We start from the raw sequence: 22443 nt of genomic DNA, 5'->3' as shown, positions 1-22443 counted from the left end.
ACAGACACCTCTGACCGCTGCTTGAGGGCGGAGTGTACTTGCATTCAGCTCCAGGCGTGGCTGGCCAGCCCATAAATCCAAGGTCCGTTGCTTTCCCGGTTCAGAAACCGGCGGCCTTTGGACATTGTCGTCACGGTCTCGGCAACGCCTAGGCCGCTCTGCTGAAGGAACTCGGCAAACACGCCATCCCTCTCGCGCGTATCGACGCGCGCGAATCGACCTGCCAGCTTCTTCAGATGGACGGCGGTGAGATGGACCGCGTCCTGGTCGCTCCGAGCCACAATGGGGCCAATCACGTGGCCGCGCCCGAACTCGCGACACATGGAATAGCCAGCGACCTCGCCGCCACGAATCAAAGTGGCGATTGAGGCATCGTCCGAGAGCAAAGCAAGCAGCCTTGCACGGTTTGTCCCGAATGCGCGCGCGTCCAGCGCGGTGATGTCGCCGAGCCTGTCGCTAGGCAGGTCACTTAGGTCACCGTCGAGAGCTGGCATCGGCGGGAGTGTTTGGGAGACCTGTCCCTGGCGCATATAGTCGATCGCCTCGCTCGTGAAGCCGAGTGAAATATACAGAGGATAGGCGGGATGAGTTGCATTCAGAGCCAGATTGCGATCCCCGCACTGCTCAAGGACCTGTTCCATGAGCCATCGGCCACCTCCCTGCGCCTGTGCGCGGGGCGTCGTGATCACAAGACCAATGGTGGCAAAATCGTCCCCGTGGGGAAACCACATCGCGCTTCCGAAGACGCGCCCAATTCCGTCAACGGCGACGATGCCGTGGCCGGCGCGGCGCAACAAATCCCAGTCCTTGGGGCGATGCGGCCAGCGGACAGAAATCGATAGTGCATGCAGCAGCTCAACGTCGACATCATTGATGTCCCGCGCAACCAGTTCAAAGGATTTCAGGCGCACTGATCTCTGCATCTCAGTCGATCGGCTCCTTCAACCAATGCCCAGCGTCGCAAGCATGTGGTGTTTCCGTCGTCGACGCCATGTCACGACAGGCCTCATTTGCCGCAGCTTTACACGAGAAAGCCAGCAGGTTTCGCTGGTTCGAGGCGTTTTTTCGCAATCTTCAGCCAAAGCACGACGCGATTCGGCAGGGAACACTGCTGCCTACGGATAGGCTGGTCGCACCCGGTGACAATGTGCAAGCAGAGCGGACCGCCATGAACGTGGAAGAAATCCTCGCGACCCTGATTGCATTTCCCTCTGTTGTGGGCACCCCAAACGGCGCGATCGTCAATTGGATCCGCGACTACTGTCAGGCAGCGGGAGCCGAGGTGACGGTTCTTCCTGGTCCCGAGGGCGACCGGTCCAACCTCTTCGTCACGATCGGCCCGCGCGAGGGTCGGGGCTACATCATCTCCGGACATGTGGATGTCGTGCCGGCCGGCGAGCCGGAATGGAGCTCGGATCCGTTTGTCCTGCGCCGCGAGGGCGGCAGGCTTTACGGCCGCGGCGCCACCGACATGAAGGGCTTTCTCGCCTGCGCATTGGCCGCGCTCCCAGGACTTGCGGCGATGAACCTGCGGCAGCCAATTCATCTCGCATTCTCCTACGATGAAGAGGCGGGGTGCCGTGGCGTGCCGCATCTCTTAGCTGCGTTGCCAGGCCTATGCGAGAGGCCGCTTGGCGCGATTGTCGGCGAGCCGAGCCGGATGCAGCCGGTGCGCGCGCACAAGGGGAAGGCCGCCGCGCGGCTCGAGGTGGTCGGGCGATCCGGCCATTCGTCTCGCCCCGATCTCGGACTCAATGCTGTGCACGCCATGGCCGGCGTCATCACGCACGCCGTGGCCTATGGCCAATCCCTTGCCGACGGACCGCTCGATCAAGATTTCGAGCCCCCATATTCTTCGTTGCAGGTGGGCGTCATCGCCGGTGGACAGGCGGTCAACGTCATCGCTGGCCACTGCACTGCCGATATCGAGGTACGTGCCGTGCCGGGCGTTTCTCCATCCTCCCTGCTTGAGCCGGTCAAGGCTGGGCTTTTTGCCCTGCGCGACAGCGGCTTCGAGGTAATTTGGCACGAGTTGAGTTCCTATCCCGCCCTTGCACCCGCGAAGGGGAGTGAGCTAGCGGCGGTTCTGACGGAGCTGACGGGGCAGGAGCCGCACACAGCGGTCAGTTACGGCACGGAGGCCGGGCTTTATCAGCTGGCCGGTATCGATGCGATCATTTGCGGCCCCGGCGACATCGGCCGTGCTCACCGTGCCGACGAATATATCGAGATCGGTGAACTTGCCGCTTGCCGGAAGATGATCCACGGGCTCGGCGCGCGTCTCGCGGCCTGAAGGAAGGGGCGGTTTCCATGGCGTTTCTTTTCAATTCCGATGCCGCGCGTGCTGCGGTGTTCCGCGAGATCTTCGCGCGCGAGCTCCCGGAGCTGGAATTCTTCCATTCCGGCGAGGAGATGGAGCCGGAGAAGGTGCGCTATCTCATTACCTGGACGGTGCCGGACGAGATCTCGCGCTACCGCAATCTGGAAGTGCTGTTTTGCATCGGAGCGGGCGTCGACCAGTTCAAGCAGGACGTGGTGCCAAGCCATGTGAAGCTTGTGCGGATGGTCGAGGATGGCATCATCCGCATGATGCAGGAATACGTCGCGCTCGGCGTGTTGGCGCTCCACCGGGAGGTGCCCGCCTATCTCGAGCAGCAGAAAAGGTGCCTCTGGCAACCAATTGCCGCTCGACAGGCGGCCGAGCGCCGGGTTGGCTTCCTCGGCCTTGGCATGCTGGCGCAGGCGGCTATCGAGCGCTTGAAGCCGTTCCAGTTTCCGCTTGCCGGGTGGAGCCGCAGCGAAAAGCGGATAGAGGGGGTGGCCTGTTTTCATGGCGCGGACCAACTCGCGGGCTTTCTGAAGCAAACGGATATTCTCGTCTGCCTGCTGCCGCTGACGGAACAAACGCGCGGCATGCTCGATGCAAAGCTCTTCGACCTACTGCCCGCCGGGGCGCAGCTGCTGCATGTCGGCAGGGGTCCGCAGCTCGACCAGGCCGCGCTGATCGACGCGCTCGACACCGGTCACGTATCTGCGGCGATGATTGACGTAACTGATCCAGAACCGCTCCCGGAAGACCATCCGCTGTGGTCGCATCCGAAGGTGATGATAACGCCGCACATCGCCTCGGTGACGCAACCGCATACGGCGGCGCAATCCGCCGTGGACAACATCCGGCGCCACCGCGCCGGGAAGGCTCTGATCGGCCTCGTCGATCGGACGCTCGGCTACTAACCAGGAAACCTCACATGTCACTTCTGATCACTGTCGACACAAATCCCGCCTTCACGCCGAAGGAGGCATTGCCGCTGCCGGAGCGGCTCATTTCCGGCACTCCATCCTTCAAGACCTGGGCGCAGGATGCCTCCAAAGGTGAGACGGTTCTGACCGGCGTCTGGGAGGCGACGCCCGGCGAGACGCATTCGATCAAGGGCACCACCTACGAGTTTTGCCACATCATTTCGGGTGTGATCGAAATCGAGGAGAACGGGGGCGAGACGAAGACCTATCGCGCCGGCGACAGCTTCGTGATGAAGCCCGGTTTCGTCGGCGTCTGGCGCACGATCGAGACCGTGCGCAAGATCTACGTCTGCGTTTATGACTGAGTTCAATGCTCAAGGTCCGGCCGAATAGAGCGCGTGGCGGTTCCAGAACAAATGACTTTCCAAGTTCCGCCTGATGCGATTCGACGCCGTCGGGCGGCTCATCCTCGACGGAAAATGCGGCGCGCAGTCCATTATTGTTCCGATGAAACGCTAGTGCGAATGAGGACCTCCATCAAATGAAGACCTACAACATAGCGCTCATCCCCGGCGACGGCATCGGCAAGGACGTGACCGAGTCGGCATGGCAGGTGATGCAGGCGGCGGCAAAACGGGGCGGTTTCGCCCTTGATGGCAAACGCTTCCCATGGTCCTGCGCCTACTACCTGGAAACCGGCGCAATGATGCCGCCAGACGGCATCGAGACACTTCGAAAATTCGATGCGATCTACCTGGGCGCTGTGGGGTGGTCCGCGGAAGTGCCTGATTCAGTATCGCTGCACGGACTGCTCCTGCCGATCCGGAAAGGGTTCACGCAGTACGCCAACATACGACCGCACAGGCTGTTGCCGGGCGTCCAGGGGCCCCTCCGATCCGATGGCTTCGACATCCTGTGCATACGCGAGAATACGGAAGGCGAATATTCCGGCGCCGGCGGGCGCGTCCATTCCGGCACGGCCAATGAGGTCGCGATTGAGACAGCAATCTTCACGCGTGCGGGTGTCGAACGGATCATGCGTTTCGGCTTCGAACAGGCGCGGGCGCGCCGCAATAAGCTCGCATCTGTGACCAAATCCAACGCGCAGAAACATTCCATGGTTTTCTGGGATGAGGTGACGCACGAGATAGCGAAAGACTATCCCGATGTAGAGGTCTCGCACTACCACATCGACGCCATGGCTGCCCGCATGGTGCTGGCGCCTGAAAGCCTCGACGTAATCGTCGCCTCGAATCTGTTTGGCGACATCCTCACCGATATCGGAGCGGCGATCCAGGGCGGGCTGGGTTATGCCGCCTCGGCCAATATCAATCCCGATCGCAGCGCACCTTCCATGTTCGAGCCTGTCCATGGGTCGGCGCCCGATATCGCGCATCTCGGCGTCGCCAATCCGATCGCCGCGATCTGGTCCGGTGCGATGATGCTCGAGCATCTGGGCGAGCGGCATGCTGCGGCAGAAGTGATGTCGGCAATCGAGTCCATAACCGCGCAGGGCATAGGCACGATCGCAGGCAAGGACCGGACTGAAACCATCACGCGAGCCGTGCTTGCGGCATTGAACTGAAAGGGCAGAGGAAAAAGACCATGAATGCGATCACGAGGATTGGCACCTTTAACGATACGGACCTGTTCCGCCAGCAGGCGTTGATTGGCGGTGTCTGGCGGGAAGCGGACACAAAGGCCGTCGCCGAGGTCACCAACCCTGCCAGCCTGAATGTTCTCGGCACCGTTCCCGACATGGGGGGCAACGAGACCAGGGCCGCGATCGGCGCTGCGGCCGAAGCGTTCAGGAGTTGGAAGAAGAAGACTCATGCCGAGCGCGGGGGACTGCTGGAACGCTGGCACGACCTCATTCGCCGGCATGAACAGGATTTGGCGCTTCTGCTGACTCTGGAACAGGGTAAGCCGCTTGCCGAGGCGCTCGCGGAGATCCGCTACGGCGCGTCGTTCGTGAAATGGTTTGCGGAGGAGGCGCGCCGGACCGGTGGCTCGACCATTCCGTCACCCACTGCCGATCGCCGCATTCTGGTTCTCAAGGAAGCAGTCGGCGTCTGCGCCGTCATCACCCCGTGGAATTTCCCCAACGCGATGATCACGCGCAAAGTCGCCCCCGCACTGGCTGCCGGCTGCACGGTGGTGATCAAGCCGTCCGAGTTCACACCATTTTCGGCGCTCGCGCTCGGCGTCCTGGCGGAGCGAGCGGGCATCCCGGCAGGCGTTATCAACATCGTAACCGGCATGCCGGCGGAGATCGGCAAAGAGCTGATGGCCAACGAAACGGTGCGCAAGATCTCCTTCACAGGTTCAACCCGCGTCGGCGCGCTTCTGATGAAGGGCGCCGCCGACGGCATCAAAAGGCTCAGCCTCGAGCTCGGCGGGAACGCGCCTTTCATCGTCTTCGATGACGCAGATCTCGATCTTGCCGTCGAAGGGGCGGTAAACTCCAAATTTCGCAATGGCGGCCAGACTTGCGTCTGTGCCAACCGCATTCTCGTGCAGGCCGGCATCTATGAGGCGTTTGCTGCCAAGCTCGCCAGCCGAGTTGCAGAGATGAAGGTAGGCGCCGGTACAGAGGAGGGCGTCGTCATCGGGCCGATGATCAATGGTGCCGCCATCGAGAAGATCGAGCGGCATGTCGCCGATGCTTTGGAGAAAGGCGCCCGGATAATTGCCCGGAGCGAAGCAGTGCCGGAAGGCAAGCAATACGCCCGGCCTATTCTGCTCGGCGACGCCACGACCGAAATGCTCCTGGCGTCGGAAGAGACGTTCGGCCCCGTGGCTCCGCTCTTCCGCTTCGAGACGGAGGAAGAAGCGATCGCGATCGCCAACGGAACGCCCTTCGGCCTTGCCGCCTATTTCTACACGGAAAACCTCAAACGATCGTGGCGTGTCGCTGAGGCGCTGGAGTTCGGCATGGTCGGACTCAACACCGGTCTTATCTCGACAGAGGTCGCGCCGTTCGGCGGTGTGAAGCAGTCGGGGCTGGGGCGCGAAGGATCGCAGCTGGGGATTGAGGAATATTTGGAGGTCAAGACGCTTCACGTCGGCGGCTTGCATTAGAGGCTATCCGGAATCCCAAGACCGGACCAGCAATGAGAGAGGGGCGGTCGAACCGCCCCTTTCTCATTCGATACATCGGATGCCGCGATGGCCGGAGGCCCGCCAGCCTCAAGCAACTTCCCGAACGGGCTCCAGTCCGACGGCGGCGGCCAGACCTCCGATATCCTTGATCTCGGTATATTCGTAGAAGGGGTTCGCGGGCTCGTGGCCGCGATTCACCCAGACCTTGCTCTTGATACCGAGATCATAGGCGGTCATGAGATCGTAGCGGAATGAGGACGACACGTGCGTAATGTCCTCAGGGCCGCAGCCGAGCTTGTCGAACATATATTCGAAGCCCTTCATCAAAGGCTTGTAGGCGCCGGTCTCCTCGGCCGTGATGACCATGTGGAAGGGTGCGCCGAGCTTCTCCACGTTTGACATGATCAGGCTGTTCATGGAGTTGGATAGGATCACCAGCGGGATTTCCTTGGCGACCTTGGCCAGCCCCGCCGGGACATCCGGGTGCGGACCCCATGTCGGCACTTCCTCATAGATGCGCTGGGCATCCTCGGGCCGGAATGCGACGCCGTTGCGCTTGCAGGTCCGTTCCACGGAATTGTGCACGACCTCGATATAGGGCTTCCAGGCGCCAAGAACCTCGTCGAGGCGATAGCCCGCGAAATCCTTGATGAACTGCGTCAACGCGGCAGGCGAAAGCTGCGAGCCGTAGACGCGCCTCGCGGCACCGGCCATATCGAAATTGGTGAGCGTGCCGTAGCAGTCGAAGGTAATGTATTTCGGTCTGAACGTCGACATGGCGACCATCCTCCTAGTTTTCCTCGGCACAGCGTGCCTGTACCGCAATCACCATAGTCGGCGACATGGAAGACTAACGGCCGCATTCGCCGCGACCTGAAGCAGATCGTTTCGTATTGCATCGCCGGATTGGCAGAGAGTTGCGCCAGGTGTCCTTTCGAGCTTGGGAGCAGCACGGCCTGTCGGCCATGCTTCGGCAGAAGATGCGGCGCGAGCGGCGAAGGATAGCGAAAACGCGTAGCGCATGGCGGTGCGTCGGGAGGAACTGCTGTCTTCGGCGGTTTACCGTTAGCACCTGAAGACGAAGGCCGGAAATTCATCATGACCACACGACAGATCATCCTTGAAGAGATGACACCGGGGCACCTGGAAGGTGCTGTCGAGTTGTCTCGCCAAGTTAAATGGCCGCATCGCCGCGAGGATTGGGAGCTGGTCCAGTCGATCAGCCGGGGGATCGTCGCTCTGGAAGAAGAACGCGTGGTGGCGACCATCATGATTACCCCCTACGGCGACGATGCCGCCACCATCAACATGGTGATCGTCGATGCGGCCATGCGCGGCCGCGGGCTCGGCCGAAAGATGATGGAGGAGGCGCTTGCCAAGGCGGGTGAGCGCACTTGCTATCTGGTGGCGACACAGGAAGGGCTCCCGCTTTATGAGAAGCTGGGCTTTGTTACGACAGGCGAGATCGTGCAGTATCAGGGCGAGGCTTTGCCGGTCGACGCACCGGACCATGTATCCTGGAGCGAGAGCGGCGATCATGGCCGCCTCGTGGCTCTGGATCGCGCGGCGTATGGATATGACCGTTCGGCGCTGATGCAGCTCTTGCGAGAGCGGGCGAAGTTCGCCGTCGTTCGTGACGAAGGCGAAGTCCAGGCCTTTGGGGCGATCCGCCCGTTCGGTCGAGGATTGGTCATCGGCCCAGTGGTGGCGAGAAACGGTAGCGAAGCCAAGGCGCTGATCGACTTTCTGCTCGCCCATCACCAGGGCAGGTTTGTCCGTATCGATACGGATGGTTCCACAAATCTCGCTGAATGGCTCACCGGGCGCGGGCTCGCGCACGTCGGCGGTGGGATCACGATGCGACGCTCCATGGCCACGCACAAAGAAAGCAAGCCCGCGCATCACCGCACATATGTGTTGGTCAGTCAGGCACTCGGTTGAATCGGAGGAAGAAATGCTGGCAAACTCACTGATCGAACTCGATCGCGCACATCTGGTTCACCCGTTTTCATGCTATCGGAGCCACGAGGAAACCGGTGTGCGGGTGCTGAAATCCGCCAAGGGCGCGATGGTGACCGATGCAAGCGGGAAAACGCTGCTGGACGGATTCGCGGGTCTATGGTGTGTAAACATCGGATACGGGCAGGAAAGCGTCGTTGAGGCAGCGGCCAAGCAGCTAAGAGAGCTTCCCTATGCGACGGGATATTTCGGGCTGGGGTCCGAGCCTGCCATTCGTCTTGCTGCCAGACTTGCCGAACTGGCGCCCGGCGATCTGAACCATGTCTATTTCACGCTGGGCGGTTCCGACGCAGTCGACAGCACGATCCGTTTCATTCGCTACTACTACCATGCCAAGGGTACGCCGCAAAAGGACCAGTTCATCTCGGTCGAGTATGGCTACCACGGATCCTCGACGGCAGGGTCCGGTCTGACCGCGATCCCCGCTTTCCATGCGGGCTTCGGCGTGCCTTACGACTGGCAGCACAAGATTCCCTCGCACTACGCCTATCGCAATCCGGTCGGTTCCGATCCGCAGACGATTATCGACGCATCGGTCGCGGCCCTGCGCGCCAAGATCGCGGAACTCGGCGCGGACTGCGTTGCGGCCTTCTACGCCGAACCCATTCAGGGTTCGGGCGGAGTCCTCGTTCCACCGACAGGCTGGCTGAAGGCCCTGCACGCCGTGTGCAAGGAATACGACATTCTGTTCGTTGCCGACGAAGTCATCACTGCCTTTGGCCGCACCGGCCCGCTCTTCGCCTGTGACGAGGACGATGTGGTGCCGGATTTCATGACCACGGCGAAGGGACTGACCTCGGGCTACGTGCCGATGGGCGCAGTCTTCATGTCGGACCATGTCTACAATACGATCGCGGATGGAGCCGGCAAAGCGCCTGTCGGCCATGGCTACACCTATTCAGCCCATCCCGTGAGCGCGGCGGTGGGGCTGGAATGCCTGCGTCTCTACGAAGAGGGCTTGCTCGAGAACGGGCGGAAGGCCGGGAAGCGCTTGATGGAAGGCCTTCGCTCGCTCGCCGACCACCCGCTGGTTGGCGATATTCGCGGTCGCGGCATGCTGGCCGCGGTCGAGTTGGTCACCGACAAGGAGCGCAAGACGCCCCTGCCGGTGGCAGCCGATCCGGGTCGCCGTATTTTCGACCGCGCATGGGCGAACGGCCTCGTCATCCGCGCCTTCAACAGCGGCATCCTGGGCTATGCGCCGCCGCTCTGCTGCACGGAGGACGATATCGATGGAATCCTCGAACGCACGCGGATGACGCTGGATCAAACCCTCGAAGACAAGGACGTGCGGGCAACAATGAAAAGATGATCGTCCAGACTGCCGCCGCATGCGCGGGGCAGCCTCTTCCTCATCTGTCGAATATGGCGTCGAGCGGCAGGTGAGATTTCACGATAGGGGATTTCAGCACGACAAAGCTGAAATATTTGTCGATGCCGATGTCCATTTCGACAAGGCGCTCCATGACCGTCTGGTATTCGGTGATTCCCGCTGTGACAAACTTCACCAGGTAGTCGTAGCCACCTGAAACAAGATGGCATTCGATGACGGAATCGATCTTCTCGACGGTGGCAAGAAACCGCGCGAAATCGTTCTGCCGATGGTTCCTGAGCGTGATCTCGGTGAAGACCGTCAACGTCTGCCCGAGCTTGGAGACGTCGATCTGGGCGGAATAACCGGTGATGAAGCCTTCCGCCTGAAGCTTCTTGACCCGCATCAGGCAGGGGCTCGGTGACAGATACACCAGCTCGGCAAGCTCGACGTTGGATATGCGCCCGTTCTTTTGCAGCTCGGAGAGAATTTTGATGTCGATCTTGTCGAGCTTCATCAGAAACCTGTCACACGTTCGAACCGCGGATCGTCCGGCAAACGGCGTCCGTTACTTCCTGCGTGGTCGCGGTGCCACCAACGTCCGGCGTCAGCACGCCTTCCCTTGTCACCGATTCCACAGCGCGCATCAGCCGGTCGGCCGCTTCGCTTTCGCCCAGATGGTCAAGCATCTGGGCAACGGTCCAGAAGGTGGCGACAGGGTTGGCGATACCTTTGCCGGCAATGTCGAATGCCGAGCCGTGGATAGGCTCGAACATCGAGGGGTAGCGCCGCTCGGGATCAATATTGGCGGTCGGTGCTACACCGAGGCTGCCCGCAAGCGCGCCTGCAAGGTCCGACAAGATGTCGGCGTGAAGATTGGTGGCGACAATCGTATCGAGGCTCCGTGGTTTCAGCGTCATACGCGCCGTCATAGCATCAACCAGCATCTTGTCCCACGTGACGTCCGGGAATTCCCGTGCCACCTCGCCGGCGATTTCGTCCCACATTACCATGCCGTGACGCTGCGCGTTGGATTTCGTAACAACTGTCAGGAGCTTTCGCGGCCGTGACTGCGCCAGCCGAAATGCATAGCGCATGATGCGGGTGACGCCGACGCGCGTGAAGATCGCGACCTCGGTTCCGACTTCCTCGGGGAGGCCGCGATGGGCGCGGCCGCCGTGGCCCGAATACTCGCCCTCGGAATTCTCCCGCACGATCACCCAATCGAGATCGCCAGGGCCAACGCCCGCCAGCGGAGAAGCAATGCCCGGCAGTATCCTGGTTGGCCGCACGTTCGCGTACTGATCAAAGCCCTGGCAAATCGGCAGCCGGAGGCCCCAGAGAGTGATGTCGTCGGGCACATCGGGAGCACCGACCGCGCCAAAGAAGATAGCGTCGAAAGGCTTCAGTTGCGTCACACCATCTTCGGGCATCATCCGACCATGGGCCTTGTAGTAGTCTGAGCCCCAGTCGAAGTGCTTGACGCGCAGCTTGAAGTCGCCGCAGCGCTCTTCAAGTGTCTCAAGCGCCTGGAGACCGGCGGCAATGACCTCTGGCCCGATCCCGTCGGCTGGAATGGCGGCAATCTCATATTCGCGCATCGTCACTTTCCCTGTTTTCAGTGCTGGCCGCCTCGCTGCCTCGATCTCGTGTGCGCCCGGTTGGACGTTGGCAAATCGGTCTTCTCAGAATTCAGCGACCTTGCCCCACGCAGCGGTCTTCAGGCGCTCCGGCCTATAAGGACGTGGATCGACGATCGGCTCGCTGCCCGTGATGATGTCGGCGATCATATGCCCCGCGCCGGGGCCGATCCCGAAGCCGTGACCGCTGAGTCCCGCCGCCAGGATAAAACCCGGAATCCCCTCGATTTCACCGACTGCGGGAATGCCGTCGGGCGTGCTGTCGATATAACCCGCCCAGGCATCGGAGATCGCGACGCGCTTGAGTTCGGGCATCAATTCGCAGGCTCGTCGATATGTCAGCCGAATCTGCCTCATGTCAGGTTTGGGGTCGAGAATCCGATTCCGTTCCATTGGTGTCACGTCGTCAAGTACCCATTTCCTCAGGCTTTCATGACCTTGACGCCAGCCCTCGAACGCTCCCGGGGCCAGACTGCGCCAGCGGCGGGCGAACATGGGCACGAACTCGCGGCTGAACCTGAGCTGCTGCGGCGTTGGATCGACTCGCGCCCGCCCGCTGATCGCCAGAGTGTATCCACCGTTGCCGCGCCGCGTCAGCGAGACGCGCGCGGTATGCAGGGCATCCGGCAAGCCATTTGCGCCCGGCGCTACGGCTAGAATGGACTGACGCACGGCAGCTTGCGGGAAACGAATACCAAGCTGGTTGCAGAAGGAAGAAGCCCACGCGCCTCCGGCCATGACCACGGTCCTTGTCCGGATGGTTCCGGCTTCTGTAACGACGCCGCTGACCCGGCCGGCACTCAACTCTATGCCGCGAGCCGTGCAATATTGATGTACGGAGCCGCCAGCCGCCATGATCCCTCGCGCGGCTACAGGTACCGCCCTCGAGGTGTCTGCCGTTCCGTCGGTCGGTGAGAAAACGCCGCCCTTCCACTTGCAGCCGGTCGCTTTACCCCGTTCGGTGGCTTTTTCCGCGCTCAGCATATGCGTCGTGACGCCGACCGTCCTTGCAAAATCGCGCCACTTTGCCCAACCTGCGAGTTCATCGTCGTTCTGCGACAAATAGAGCAGCCCGCAACGGCGAAAGCCGGTGTCTTCGCCAGTCTCCTGCGCCACTTTTTCCCAGAGATCGAGGCTCTTGGTTGCCATCGGCAACTCCCGCGCGTCACGGTTCTGCTGGCGGCACCAGCCCCAGTTGCGGCTGGACTGTTCGGCGGCAACGCGCCCCTTCTCCAGCAGGGCAACGCTGACGCCGCGGCGTGCGAGATAATATGCCGTGAATACGCCTACCACGCCGCCGCCGATGACGACGACGTCCGCCTCGCGAGGCAGGGATGGGCTGGAATCGATGTGCATGAGCGGCGCGGGCATGGATGGGGACTCCGGTAATTTGAAGCATCCTAACCTGCCCCCGACAGACGCAGGCCGCGAAGTTTGTGCCTGGACGGAATATCGTGCGGTTAGCGGCCTCTAGGACGGGCAATTGTTGCGCGAAAAGCTCGCTGGCACCGGGGCAAGCAGGAGTACATTTCATGCAGTCGCGTCATCTACGGCATGGCTATTCAGGGCGCGCGGCGCACAGTTGCCGACCCTGATCGGCAGTGCCTTGGCCTACATTGCGATGGGCCGCACGGACACCGTTCCGCTCGACCGCATTGCGTGGCAGACGGTGTCGATGCACGCCGGAAGCCCTGGTTCCTGCCCGTCGTGGGCGCGTATTACCGCATGAAGGATATGATTGCCGGATCATGTCGCGGGCCCCGAACAGCTGCAGAGTGAAATGCCGAACTGGACGTTCTTTTCAGAAGTTCCTGCCGCCCGAGGGCCAAGTTTCGATGACTCTGCGGAAACAAAACAGTCAAACTGGCTGAAAGAACGGAGCAACCTTTCCTTATGGCAGGCAAGCTCCAGAGGACTTCCGATAGGCAGGGCTTACGCCTTCGGAGAGTTCTCCAACAAAAGGGAACAGTGTCCGGTACACGGACCGGATTTCATCAAGGGAGCCGCCAGGATGAGCAGAATCCGTTTCTCGCAGCCTCAGGGCGCGAAGCGCCGAGATGGCCAGACGACGGCCGCTCCGGTGAGGCGCTTCTGCTCAAAGGGCGATGATTCGGTCCGCAACAGCGTGGACCCGTTCGGTTTAAAGGGGAGGTGATCTCGATGGTCGCAAGCATCCAGGCTGTAGCCCCCCACGATGTGGCGCTTTCGATACGCGACCTCACGGTGAATTTGCCGGAAGGCATGGAACGGACCCATGCCGTCGAGAACATCTCCTTTGATCTGAAGCGCGGTCAGATCCTGTGCATCATCGGCGAATCCGGATCGGGAAAGTCTGTCACAGCCAATGCGATCATGGGGCTACTGCCCAAGGTGATCCGCGTCTCCTCGGGCGCCATCCAGCTGGATGGGATGAACATCATAGGTTTGTCGCCCGACAAGCTGCGCAGCCTACGCGGTCGGGTTGTGTCGATGATTTTCCAGGATCCGCTCTCGGCACTCAACCCGCTGATGACGGTGGGCGCGCAGATCGACGAAGTGATGGCGGCACATGGCGTCGGCACCCCGAAATCCCGTCGTGGCCGCGCTGTCGAGTTGCTGACCGAGGTGGGGCTGCCCGATCCCGAACTCATGTATCATCAGTATCCGTTCCGGCTTTCTGGCGGGCAGCGGCAGCGGGTTATGATCGCCATGGCGCTGGCGCTTGAACCCACGATCCTGATCGCGGATGAACCGACGACCGCGCTCGACGTGACCACCCAGGCACAGATTCTGGAGCTGATCCGCGACATTCAGCGCCGCAAGGGAATGAGCGTCATGTTCATCACCCACGACTTCGGGGTGGTGGCCGAGATCGCGGACAGTGTCGTCGTGATGGAGAAGGGCCACATCGTCGAACAGGGTAGCGCTCAACAGGTCCTGAAGTCGCCCAGCCATCCCTACACCCGGCGCCTTATCGCGGCCGTCCCGCGCCTGACCGGCGAGGACCGCGTTCCTCTGGAGACGGCCAACAAAGCGCCGATCCTGAAGGTCGAAGGCCTGGTGAAGACCTACCGCAGCGGCAGTGCGCTGTTCGGCAAGGAGCGCGTCGTGCCCGCCGTTAACGAGGTCTCGTTCGATCTGGCGCCCGGGCGCACGCTGGGCGTCGTTGGCGAGAGCGGTTCCGGCAAATCATCGCTGGGCCGGCTTCTGATCAAGCTGCTGGACTGCGACGGCGGCGGGATTCTGTTCGAGGGCCGCGACATTGCCAGGCTTTCCGAAGCCGAGTTCCGCCCGCTGCGGCCGCGGGTCCAGATGATCTTCCAAGACCCCTTCGCCTCGCTCAACCCGCGTTCGACTGTCGGCCACATCCTGACTGTTGGCCCGGTCGCGCACGGGATGCCGTATGCCCAAGCGCGTGAAGAGGCGAAGGTGCTACTGGCTCATGTCGGTCTCGATACCGGCGCCTTCGGCCGCTATCCGCACGAATTTTCCGGTGGGCAACGCCAGCGCATAGGCATCGCCCGGGCGCTGATGTTCAAGCCGAAGCTGCTGATCGCCGACGAGGCCGTGTCGGCGCTCGACGTTTCGATCCAGGCGCAGATCCTGAAGCTGCTGGACCAAATCCAGCGAGAGACCGGCGTATCGATGATCTTCATCACCCACGACCTGCGCGTCGCCAGCCAGATCTGCGACGAAATCGCGGTGATGCAGAAAGGGCGGATCGTTGAACGCGGACCACCCTCGCAGATCTTCCTCGACCCGCAATCAGCCTACACGCGTGAGCTGGTGGCGGCGATTCCGGGAGAGCAGCCGGGAGCTAACCGCCCGGTTGCAGCAAACGGGTAAGAGCCACGGCGGACACCGCCAGAACAAGGGGAATTCCAATGAGTGAACGTACGAACTCCAAATCGAACTACTCGCGGCGCGACGCCCTTCGATTGATGGCGATAGGCGGGGCCGCAGGCCTCATTGCGCCCAATCTTTTGGGCAAACCCGCCTTCGCCCAGAACCCTCCAGCGAGCCCGACCGGCCGCGTCGTCGTCGGATTTTCGCAGGAACCCACCGTCTTCAATCCACTGATGCCGCATACCGAGTGCGACGACGCCGTGCACTTCTCGGTGTTTGATGCACTCGTTCGCATGGACCCCAAGGGCGTTCTTCAGCCCAATCTTGTGGCCGAAGTGCCCAGCCAAAAGAACGGCGGCATTTCGGAGGATGGACTTTTGTGGCGCATCCGCCTGCGTGATGATGTTCGCTGGCACGACGGCCAACCCTTCACGGCCGAGGATGTGAAGTTCACGCTTGAGCTAATCACCAATCCGAAATTCCGCGCGTGGCGCACGGCGGGTCATTCGCTGGTGCGCGACATCAAGGTGGTCTCGCCGACCGAGCTCACCTGGCGGATGGAGGAGGCTTTCGCCCCCTACCTGTCGTTTCTCGCCGAAACCTTCATGGTTCCCAAGCACATCCTCGAAAAAGAGGCCGACCCGAACGCCGCCGCCTTCAATCAGGCGCCTGTCGGCACTGGCGCATTCAAGTGGGCGCAGCGCATCGCCGGCGATCACATCGAACTCGTGGCGAACACGGACTATGCCGGGGAGGGCCCCTATTTGGAGCGGCTCGTCTTCAAATACATCCCCGACATGACGGTGCTCTACACCCAGTTCAAGAGCGGCGACATTGATCTTGTCGACCAGGCATTCATAACCGCCGACAACTATGCGGAAGCCAGCACACTACCGGATCGCGTGGTCATGTTGGAGCGCGGAGCATCGGTCGAGTCGATCTATCTCAATCTTGAGAAGCCGCAATTCAAGGACCCTGCGGTTCGCCAGGCGCTCTACGCCGCAATAGATAGGAAAGCGATCCTCGAAGGACTTTATTACGGGGTCCACAACCCCACCGAGACCTTCATGCCGCAGAATTCCTACTACTACAATCCTAACCTGCCGGCGCAGGAGTTCAACATCGAGCGCGCGCGCCAGATCCTCGACGAGGCCGGCTGGGTACCCGGATCCGACGGAATACGAGTGAAGGACGGGGTGCGTCTGTCGTTCGCAAACTCCACCACCTCCGGCAACCACCTGCGCGAGCAGACGCAGCAGTTCTTGCAGCAGACGTTCGCCGAGATCGGGGTGGAGATGACCATTTCGAACCTGCCGGCCGCCGTCATGTGGGGTGATTTCTGGCTCAAATCGCAGTTCGAATCAGCTATCTCCGGTGTAACCAATGTCATCGCGGGCGACCCCGACGTTACCAACCGCCTGCACACAAAGGCGATCGTCGCGAAGGGCGGAAAGGGCTCGAACACCGGCCAATACTCCAACCCGGAGGTTGATGCGCTGCTCGACAAGGGTACCCGCACCTTCGATCGGGAAGAGCGGCGCGCCATCTATCTGCGTGTTCAGGAAATTGTTCGTCAGGATCTGCCGTTCCTGCCTCTGTTTGCCTACGCCAATGTGTTCGGCCGCAAGGCAGGGCTGGAGGGTTTCGAGGCAAATTCCAACACCCGCGTCGCATCCTGGCATGCCGCCGGATGGCATTGGAAGGACTGACATTCTTACGCCGCCGCCTTAGGGCGGCGGCGTGTCACCGGCGTCTTGAAAGGGGAGAGTTGAATGCGTGGCTTCCTGCTCAACCGGCTCTCGCAGAGCCTCATCCTGCTCCTGATCGTGTCGGTCATCGGGTTCGTTGTCCTGAACTTGTTACCGGGGGGGCCACTGGCGCAATTCGGGCTCGATCCCGGCATGACGCAGGACGATCTCGATCGCCTGAAGGAGCAACTAGGGCTCAATCGGCCGCTGTGGATGCAATATCTCGATTGGGCCTGGCGGCTTCTCCAGGGCGACTGGGGCAACTCCTTCCGCGATGGGGCGCCGGTGCTGTCGGTGATCGGCCGGCACGTCTTTGCCACGCTGTTGCTGATGGGCACATCCACCGCGATCGCAATCGCCATTGGCACCTGGATCGGCATCCGTGGCGCCACGCACCGCTACTCGCTGTTTGACCATCTGGCGACGGTTGGCGCCATGGTCGCGCTGTCGATCCCGACCTTCTGGTTCGGGCTCGTCGGCATCTACATTTTTTCGCTCAAGTTGGGATGGGTGCCTGCGGGCAACATGTACACCATCGGCGACGGCTCGGTGCTGAACTATCTGCACCACCTTATCCTGCCCAGCCTCGTGCTGTCGCTGGTGCATGTGGCGATCTGGAGCCGCTACATGCGCACCTCCACCCTCGACGCGATCAGCCAGGATTTCGTCAAGACTGCCCGCGCCAAGGGCCTGACCGAGCGCCGAGTCATAATGAAACACGTCGTTGGCAATGCACTGTTGCCGATGATCACGCTGGCAGGGGTGCAGCTTCCCAGCATCCTGACCGGCGCACTGGTGACGGAGACAGTGTTTACCTGGCCAGGCATGGGGCGGCTGTTCCTCGACAGCCTCGGCTACAGCGACTACCCGGTCGTGATGGGGCTGCTGATGTTCTCGGCCATCCTCGTCATCCTGGGCAACCTGATCGCAGACATCGCGGTGGCGATCGTCGACCCGCGCATTCGCCTGGGTTGAGCGCGCAATCTCACCCCTGACAGGAGGCAGCCACATGACCGCTCTCGTCGCAAATGCAGGACAAGGCCGCTGGTGGCGCAGCCGCACGGTGCGCCGTTTCACGAGTCATCATCTGGCGCTGCTGGGGGTGGCGATGATCACGCTCCTCACGCTGGCATGCGTCTTCGGCCCTCATCTTCTGCCCTATGATTCGCTCTACATCGATTTGCGCGCCCGGTTTTCCCCGCCGCTGACCGGCCACCATTATCTGGGGACAGACCCGCTGGGGCGCGATCTGGCAGCGCGATTGCTCATGGCGGGAAGGATCTCGCTGGCGGTGGCCTTCTTCGCCATGTTGCTGTCGACGCTGATCGGAACGCTCGTCGGCGTAATCGCGGGCTATCGCGGCGGCTGGATCGGCGCGGCGCTGATGCGCACGGTCGATGGCTTCCTGTCCTTCCCGTCGATCTTCCTGCTGCTGGCGCTTGCTGCGGCGCTGAAGCCGAGCCCGGCTATGGTCACCGTCATCATCGCGGTCACCAGTTGGATGGAGGTCGCACGAATTGTTGAGGCCGAGGTCCGCTCTCTGCGCGAGCGCGAGTTCGTCCTGGCTGGGCGCATGCTGGGATTGAGCGGCGCCCACATCATGTTCCGGGAGATCCTGCCCAACGCCATGGGACCGATCATTGTGGCCGCCACATTGACAGTTGCGCACGCGATCCTTCTGGAAGCCTATATCAGCTTCCTGGGCTATGGCATTCAGCCGCCGCTGGCCAGCTGGGGTAACATGCTGGAGGGGGCCCAGCAGTATCTGGCGAGCGCGCCCTGGCTGGCGATCATCCCGGGCGCCGCCATCACCATCGCAGTCACCAGCTTCAACTTTATCGGTGACGGACTGCGCGACGCGCTCGACGTGCGAGATGACCGTGTCTGATCTCGTCAGCAAACGCGACCCACTGCAGATCCTAAAAACGCAACGGGAAGTAGCGCACGTGCATGAGGAGAAAGTCGCCGACAAGAACACGCCCTACTGGTGGGAAGCCGCACCTGTCAGGCCGCTGCCGTCGCAGCCGCTGGCAAAGCGGCTCGATGTGGCAATCGTCGGCGCTGGCTATGCCGGGCTGTCCGCCGGGCTGGTGCTGGCGCGTGAAGGACGGTCAGTTGCGGCCTTCGATGCGATGAACCCCGGGGAAGGAGCTTCGTCGCGCAACGGCGGGATCACCAGCGGAAGCATCCGACCGAACTATGCGACGATCACCAGGCGCTTCGGCGAGGCAAAGGCGATGGCGATCGAGGCCGAGGGCAAGATCGCCCGCGAGTTCCTGTACGACTTCATCGAGACGGAAGGGATCGACTGCGATTTCCAGCTGGTCGGCCGGTTCATGGGTGCTCTCGGATACGACCAGTACGAGAAGATGGCCCGCGGCGCCGAGGCGTTGGCGAAGAGGCTGGGGATCGAATCCTACGCTGTTCCGCATGCCGAGCAGTGCAACTACATCGGCACCGACTTCTACCGCGGCGGCACGGTTCGGATGGACATTGGCGGTTTGCACCCGGCTAAGTTGCACGCCGAGCTCCTGCGGGTGGCCTTGGCTTCCGGGCTGACGGTCCACTCAGGAACGCCCGTGATTTCCATCGAGAAAGATGTGTCCGGGTTCCGTGTCGCGACATCGGCCGGGACTGTGCAGGCCCGGCAGGTGCTGGTCTGCACCAACGGATATACCGATGGCGGCGCGCCCTTCCTGCGCCGCCGTCTGGTTCCCGTCCGCAGCCGGATCATCGTCACCGAGGAGCTTCCGCCTGAATTGATGGCGCGGCTGATGCCCAAGCTGATGATGATGGGCGAGAACCGGGAGCTGGGCTTCTACTATCGTCCTTCGCCCGACGGCAGGCGCATTCTGCTTGGTGGGCGAGACAGCTCCCGCGGCAACAGCGATCCGACAGCCCCGACGCTCCGCCTGCGTAACGGTCTGATTGAAATTTTCCCGGAGCTGGAGAAGGTTCGCCTTTCGTACAGCTGGTTCGGCAACGTGGCCATGAACCGCGACATGATTCCCCGCATCTTCGAGAAGGACGGCGTGGTCTATGCGACCGGCTTTTGCGGTTCGGGTGTGGTCTGGGCGCCGTGGGTCGGTACGCGTGCCGCCCACAAACTCATGGGCCATGCCGACAGGGCACGCTCGGCTTTCGACTTCCGGCCGCCCGCGGCTGTGCCGTTCTATCGGGGCAATCCGTGGTTCATGCCGGCGGTCATCAAGGGTTATGGCCTGCAGGACAAGATCGCCTGGTGGCGCGCCCGCCGCTGAGCCTGCGCAGGCGTTCTTGTGCAATGTCATTTTCATCGAGCTTCGGGGCGGTTCAATAGTATCCCTCCGCCGAAGGCCGTCTGCCGTGATCTGCTGACAGGCTTCAAGTCCATGCCTCATAACTGAGCGGCTTGAATTCAGACCAATGTATCGCCGTCGCCTTGCTCGCTTTTCCTGTTCTTTTGCGACCGGCAGCAGTCCATGCCGTGGAGCCTGCCCGAAAACGCAATTTCCTGCGCGCCGAACATAAAAGGCCGCAAGCTCTACCGCTTGCAAACACGCATTCTGGAACCACCTGACGAACCGGAGAGAGCCATGACCTTCCGTCCCAAATTCATCACCTTTGATTGCTACGGCACGCTCATCAACTTCGACATGGCGGGCGCCGCGCGCGATATCTATGGGACGTTGCTCTCCGAAGAGAAGATGGCCAAGCTCATCAAGAACTTCGCGGCTTATCGCCTTGACGAAATCCTAGGAGACTGGAAGCCGTACTCGCAAGTCGTCGCCGACGCGTTTGAGCGCGCTTGCAAGGCGAACGGCCTTGCCCATCGGCCGGAATACGGCCAGCAGATCTATGACAAGGTTCCGACCTGGGGTCCTTGGCCCGACGTTCCGGCAGGCCTTGCAAAGGTCGCAGCGGAAATTCCGCTCGTCATCCTGTCGAACGCGTCGAACGACCAGATCCACAAGAATGTCGCAAAGCTCGGCGCTCCGTTTGCGCATGTCTTCACGGCCGAGCAGGCGCAGGCTTATAAGCCCCGCTTCCGCGCGTTCGAGTACATGATGGACATGCTCGGATGTGGCCCGGAAGACATTCTGCACTGCTCCTCGTCATTCCGCTATGACCTGATGTCCGCGCATGATCTCGGCATCAAGAACAAGGTCTGGGTCAATCGTCGCCACGAGCCGGCCAACCCCTTCTATGAATATACCGAAATTCAGGACATTTCCGGCCTTGCCTCGGTGGTTGGCCTGTAACGTCTGAGACTGGACCATTTCAATGAAGCTCGCTTCCTATTGGCATGACACCTCTGAACGCTTCAATGGCGCCAACGCCGCGCCTGTATCAGGGGATTTCGATGTCGCGGTGGTCGGCGCCGGATTTACCGGGCTGAACGCCGCTCGAAAACTCGCAAAGTCCGGCGCAAAGGTTGCCCTTATCGAGGCACAGCACATCGCCTACGGGGCATCGGGGCGCAATGGCGGCCACCTCAATAGCGGCCTTGCCGAAAGCTTCGGGGCGGCCAGCGCCCATTTGGGTGAAGCAAGGACGCGTACGCTGTGGGACGCCTATAATCGATCAATCGACATGATCGAAGCGATCGTCGAGGAGGAGGCGATAGACTGCAGTTTCCGGCGCTCCGGCAAGCTGAAGCTCGCGTCCAAACCATCCCATGTTGCGCGGCTGCGCGCTATGGGTGCGGAAATCGCCCGTGAAGTCGATCAGTCAGTCCGCTGGCTCGACAAAGACGAGTTGCGCTCGGAACTCGGGTCTGACGCCTTCCACGGCGCGGTTCTCTATCCGAAGACAGCAATGGCCCATATGGGGCGCTATGCAAACGGACTGGCAGCGGCCGCCAAGCGGCATGGTGCGTCGATCTGGGAAAACAATCTGGTGATCTCGCGGCAGAAGGTCGCCAATGGCTGGCAGCTGACGACGCCGACGGGCAGTCTTACGGCGCGACAGGTCATTCTGTCCACTGATGCCTATACGACGTCGGCCTTCGGATATTTTCAGCGACGCATCATACCGATCGCCTCATTCATCATCGCGACGCGGCCTTTGACCGGCACGGAAGTCGCTGACACGCTTGCGGGCAATCGCACCTACGTCAACTCGCTCAACATCGCCAACTACTTCCGATTGACGCCGGATAATCGCTTCCTGTTCGGCGGACGTGCCCGCTTTTCCGCCGCTTCGAGCCACCGTACGGATCAAAGCTCCGGCGAGTTGCTACGTCGGCAGATGCTCAGCATGTTCCCGCAGTTGGAGAACGTCGAGATCGACTATTGCTGGGGTGGTTTGGTCGGCTGCACGCCCGACCGCTTTCCGCGGGCCGGCAAAGCCGACGGCGTCATCTACGCGATGGGTTATTCCGGACATGGGGCGCAGATGTCGACCTTAATCGGCAATGTACTTGCTGACATCGCCTTGGACATAAAGGGAACAAATCCCCTCGACGGCATGGAACTCGATGCCGTACCTATGCACACCGGAAAGCCCTGGTTCCTGCCGGTCGTTGGCGCATATTATCGCGTCAAGGATCTCCTGCCCTGACCTGATCGAGGACGCG

Annotated in this window: 19 protein-coding genes; 14 read left to right on the top strand and 5 right to left on the bottom strand. The window is 61.5% G+C overall.

The features are described from left to right. Nucleotides 1–44 precede the first annotated feature (44 nt). Nucleotides 45–923, bottom strand: a complete 879-nt coding sequence (locus ACWTU7_RS19955) for a GNAT family N-acetyltransferase (protein ID WP_455839777.1) — start codon at nucleotides 921–923, stop codon at nucleotides 45–47. A gap of 245 nt (nucleotides 924–1168) precedes the next feature. Between ACWTU7_RS19955 and argE the strand changes: the two genes are divergently transcribed. From argE to ACWTU7_RS19930, 5 genes are all read left to right on the top strand, one after another. Continuing rightward, the gene (gene argE, locus ACWTU7_RS19950) at nucleotides 1169–2293 is read left to right on the top strand and encodes an acetylornithine deacetylase (RefSeq protein WP_455839838.1); all 1125 of its coding nucleotides are present in this window, start codon (nucleotides 1169–1171) and stop codon (nucleotides 2291–2293) included. 17 nt (nucleotides 2294–2310) lie between these two features. After that, nucleotides 2311–3234: a 2-hydroxyacid dehydrogenase gene (locus tag ACWTU7_RS19945; RefSeq protein WP_455839839.1), complete on the top strand. Its 924-nt coding sequence runs from the start codon at nucleotides 2311–2313 to the stop codon at nucleotides 3232–3234. A 14-nt stretch (nucleotides 3235–3248) separates the two neighbouring features. Continuing rightward, nucleotides 3249–3605: a cupin domain-containing protein gene (locus ACWTU7_RS19940; RefSeq protein WP_455839778.1), complete on the top strand. Its 357-nt coding sequence runs from the start codon at nucleotides 3249–3251 to the stop codon at nucleotides 3603–3605. Between the two features lie 176 nt (nucleotides 3606–3781). Next, nucleotides 3782–4825 carry a tartrate dehydrogenase gene (locus ACWTU7_RS19935; RefSeq protein WP_455839779.1) on the top strand — a complete coding sequence of 348 codons (1044 nt, stop codon included), beginning with the start codon at nucleotides 3782–3784 and terminating at the stop codon, nucleotides 4823–4825. A gap of 20 nt (nucleotides 4826–4845) precedes the next feature. Next, nucleotides 4846–6321 carry an NAD-dependent succinate-semialdehyde dehydrogenase gene (locus tag ACWTU7_RS19930; protein ID WP_455839780.1) on the top strand — a complete coding sequence of 492 codons (1476 nt, stop codon included), beginning with the start codon at nucleotides 4846–4848 and terminating at the stop codon, nucleotides 6319–6321. Between the two features lie 108 nt (nucleotides 6322–6429). Here ACWTU7_RS19930 and ACWTU7_RS19925 read toward each other — a convergent pair whose 3' ends face one another. Further along, the gene (locus ACWTU7_RS19925) at nucleotides 6430–7119 is read right to left on the bottom strand and encodes a haloacid dehalogenase type II (protein WP_192363946.1); all 690 of its coding nucleotides are present in this window, start codon (nucleotides 7117–7119) and stop codon (nucleotides 6430–6432) included. Nucleotides 7120–7440: 321 nt separating this feature from the next. On the opposite strand from ACWTU7_RS19925, the gene ACWTU7_RS19920 reads away from it, so the two are divergent. Continuing rightward, a complete protein-coding gene (locus tag ACWTU7_RS19920; protein WP_455839781.1) occupies nucleotides 7441–8283 on the top strand; it encodes a GNAT family N-acetyltransferase in 843 nt (280 codons plus the stop codon). 13 nt (nucleotides 8284–8296) lie between these two features. Then, on the top strand, nucleotides 8297–9673 hold the full coding sequence (locus tag ACWTU7_RS19915; RefSeq protein ID WP_455839782.1) for an aminotransferase class III-fold pyridoxal phosphate-dependent enzyme: 1377 nt from the start codon (nucleotides 8297–8299) through the stop codon (nucleotides 9671–9673). A gap of 40 nt (nucleotides 9674–9713) precedes the next feature. On the opposite strand, the gene ACWTU7_RS19910 is transcribed toward ACWTU7_RS19915, so the two are convergent. The 3 genes from ACWTU7_RS19910 to ACWTU7_RS19900 all read right to left on the bottom strand — a co-directional run bounded on the left by ACWTU7_RS19910 (nucleotide 9714) and on the right by ACWTU7_RS19900 (nucleotide 12684). Beyond that, entirely contained in the window at nucleotides 9714–10190 is a 477-nt protein-coding gene (locus ACWTU7_RS19910; protein ID WP_029352587.1) for an Lrp/AsnC family transcriptional regulator, read from the bottom strand. 10 nt (nucleotides 10191–10200) lie between these two features. Continuing rightward, nucleotides 10201–11274 carry a tartrate dehydrogenase gene (locus ACWTU7_RS19905; protein WP_455839783.1) on the bottom strand — a complete coding sequence of 358 codons (1074 nt, stop codon included), beginning with the start codon at nucleotides 11272–11274 and terminating at the stop codon, nucleotides 10201–10203. 84 nt (nucleotides 11275–11358) lie between these two features. After that, nucleotides 11359–12684 (bottom strand): NAD(P)/FAD-dependent oxidoreductase, encoded by a 1326-nt coding sequence (locus tag ACWTU7_RS19900; protein ID WP_455839784.1) that lies wholly within the window; start codon nucleotides 12682–12684, stop codon nucleotides 11359–11361. 789 nt (nucleotides 12685–13473) lie between these two features. Here ACWTU7_RS19900 and ACWTU7_RS19895 point away from each other — a divergent pair. From ACWTU7_RS19895 to ACWTU7_RS19865, 7 genes are all read left to right on the top strand, one after another. After that, nucleotides 13474–15138: an ABC transporter ATP-binding protein gene (locus ACWTU7_RS19895; protein ID WP_455839840.1), complete on the top strand. Its 1665-nt coding sequence runs from the start codon at nucleotides 13474–13476 to the stop codon at nucleotides 15136–15138. A gap of 38 nt (nucleotides 15139–15176) precedes the next feature. Beyond that, nucleotides 15177–16847 (top strand): peptide ABC transporter substrate-binding protein, encoded by a 1671-nt coding sequence (locus tag ACWTU7_RS19890; protein WP_065009364.1) that lies wholly within the window; start codon nucleotides 15177–15179, stop codon nucleotides 16845–16847. A 63-nt stretch (nucleotides 16848–16910) separates the two neighbouring features. After that, nucleotides 16911–17861 (top strand): ABC transporter permease, encoded by a 951-nt coding sequence (locus ACWTU7_RS19885; RefSeq protein ID WP_065009363.1) that lies wholly within the window; start codon nucleotides 16911–16913, stop codon nucleotides 17859–17861. 34 nt (nucleotides 17862–17895) lie between these two features. Then, the gene (locus tag ACWTU7_RS19880; protein ID WP_065009362.1) at nucleotides 17896–18774 is read left to right on the top strand and encodes an ABC transporter permease; all 879 of its coding nucleotides are present in this window, start codon (nucleotides 17896–17898) and stop codon (nucleotides 18772–18774) included. Next, a complete protein-coding gene (locus ACWTU7_RS19875) occupies nucleotides 18761–20146 on the top strand; it encodes an NAD(P)/FAD-dependent oxidoreductase (RefSeq protein WP_455839841.1) in 1386 nt (461 codons plus the stop codon). The genes ACWTU7_RS19880 and ACWTU7_RS19875 overlap by 14 nt, the downstream gene beginning before the upstream one ends. Nucleotides 20147–20461: 315 nt before the next feature. Next, nucleotides 20462–21127 (top strand): haloacid dehalogenase type II, encoded by a 666-nt coding sequence (locus tag ACWTU7_RS19870; RefSeq protein WP_128340889.1) that lies wholly within the window; start codon nucleotides 20462–20464, stop codon nucleotides 21125–21127. 22 nt (nucleotides 21128–21149) lie between these two features. Further along, nucleotides 21150–22427, top strand: a complete 1278-nt coding sequence (locus ACWTU7_RS19865; RefSeq protein WP_455839785.1) for an NAD(P)/FAD-dependent oxidoreductase — start codon at nucleotides 21150–21152, stop codon at nucleotides 22425–22427. Nucleotides 22428–22443: the final 16 nt, after the last annotated feature.

The organism is Mesorhizobium sp. BHscii (assembly GCF_053848065.1).
This window is presented reverse-complemented; position numbering and strand designations above follow the sequence as displayed.

What these genes read in the sequence shown, in the direction of transcription:
- ACWTU7_RS19955 (WP_455839777.1), bottom strand. Translation starts at nt 923, where the DNA reads ATGCAGAGATCAGTGCGCCTGAAATCCTTTGAACTGGTTGCGCGGGAC.
- argE (WP_455839838.1), top strand. Translation starts at nt 1,169, where the DNA reads ATGAACGTGGAAGAAATCCTCGCGACCCTGATTGCATTTCCCTCTGTT.
- ACWTU7_RS19945 (WP_455839839.1), top strand. Translation starts at nt 2,311, where the DNA reads ATGGCGTTTCTTTTCAATTCCGATGCCGCGCGTGCTGCGGTGTTCCGC.
- ACWTU7_RS19940 (WP_455839778.1), top strand. Translation starts at nt 3,249, where the DNA reads ATGTCACTTCTGATCACTGTCGACACAAATCCCGCCTTCACGCCGAAG.
- ACWTU7_RS19935 (WP_455839779.1), top strand. Translation starts at nt 3,782, where the DNA reads ATGAAGACCTACAACATAGCGCTCATCCCCGGCGACGGCATCGGCAAG.
- ACWTU7_RS19930 (WP_455839780.1), top strand. Translation starts at nt 4,846, where the DNA reads ATGAATGCGATCACGAGGATTGGCACCTTTAACGATACGGACCTGTTC.
- ACWTU7_RS19925 (WP_192363946.1), bottom strand. Translation starts at nt 7,119, where the DNA reads ATGTCGACGTTCAGACCGAAATACATTACCTTCGACTGCTACGGCACG.
- ACWTU7_RS19920 (WP_455839781.1), top strand. Translation starts at nt 7,441, where the DNA reads ATGACCACACGACAGATCATCCTTGAAGAGATGACACCGGGGCACCTG.
- ACWTU7_RS19915 (WP_455839782.1), top strand. Translation starts at nt 8,297, where the DNA reads ATGCTGGCAAACTCACTGATCGAACTCGATCGCGCACATCTGGTTCAC.
- ACWTU7_RS19910 (WP_029352587.1), bottom strand. Translation starts at nt 10,190, where the DNA reads ATGAAGCTCGACAAGATCGACATCAAAATTCTCTCCGAGCTGCAAAAG.
- ACWTU7_RS19905 (WP_455839783.1), bottom strand. Translation starts at nt 11,274, where the DNA reads ATGCGCGAATATGAGATTGCCGCCATTCCAGCCGACGGGATCGGGCCA.
- ACWTU7_RS19900 (WP_455839784.1), bottom strand. Translation starts at nt 12,684, where the DNA reads ATGCCCGCGCCGCTCATGCACATCGATTCCAGCCCATCCCTGCCTCGC.
- ACWTU7_RS19895 (WP_455839840.1), top strand. Translation starts at nt 13,474, where the DNA reads ATGGTCGCAAGCATCCAGGCTGTAGCCCCCCACGATGTGGCGCTTTCG.
- ACWTU7_RS19890 (WP_065009364.1), top strand. Translation starts at nt 15,177, where the DNA reads ATGAGTGAACGTACGAACTCCAAATCGAACTACTCGCGGCGCGACGCC.
- ACWTU7_RS19885 (WP_065009363.1), top strand. Translation starts at nt 16,911, where the DNA reads ATGCGTGGCTTCCTGCTCAACCGGCTCTCGCAGAGCCTCATCCTGCTC.
- ACWTU7_RS19880 (WP_065009362.1), top strand. Translation starts at nt 17,896, where the DNA reads ATGACCGCTCTCGTCGCAAATGCAGGACAAGGCCGCTGGTGGCGCAGC.
- ACWTU7_RS19875 (WP_455839841.1), top strand. Translation starts at nt 18,761, where the DNA reads ATGACCGTGTCTGATCTCGTCAGCAAACGCGACCCACTGCAGATCCTA.
- ACWTU7_RS19870 (WP_128340889.1), top strand. Translation starts at nt 20,462, where the DNA reads ATGACCTTCCGTCCCAAATTCATCACCTTTGATTGCTACGGCACGCTC.
- ACWTU7_RS19865 (WP_455839785.1), top strand. Translation starts at nt 21,150, where the DNA reads ATGAAGCTCGCTTCCTATTGGCATGACACCTCTGAACGCTTCAATGGC.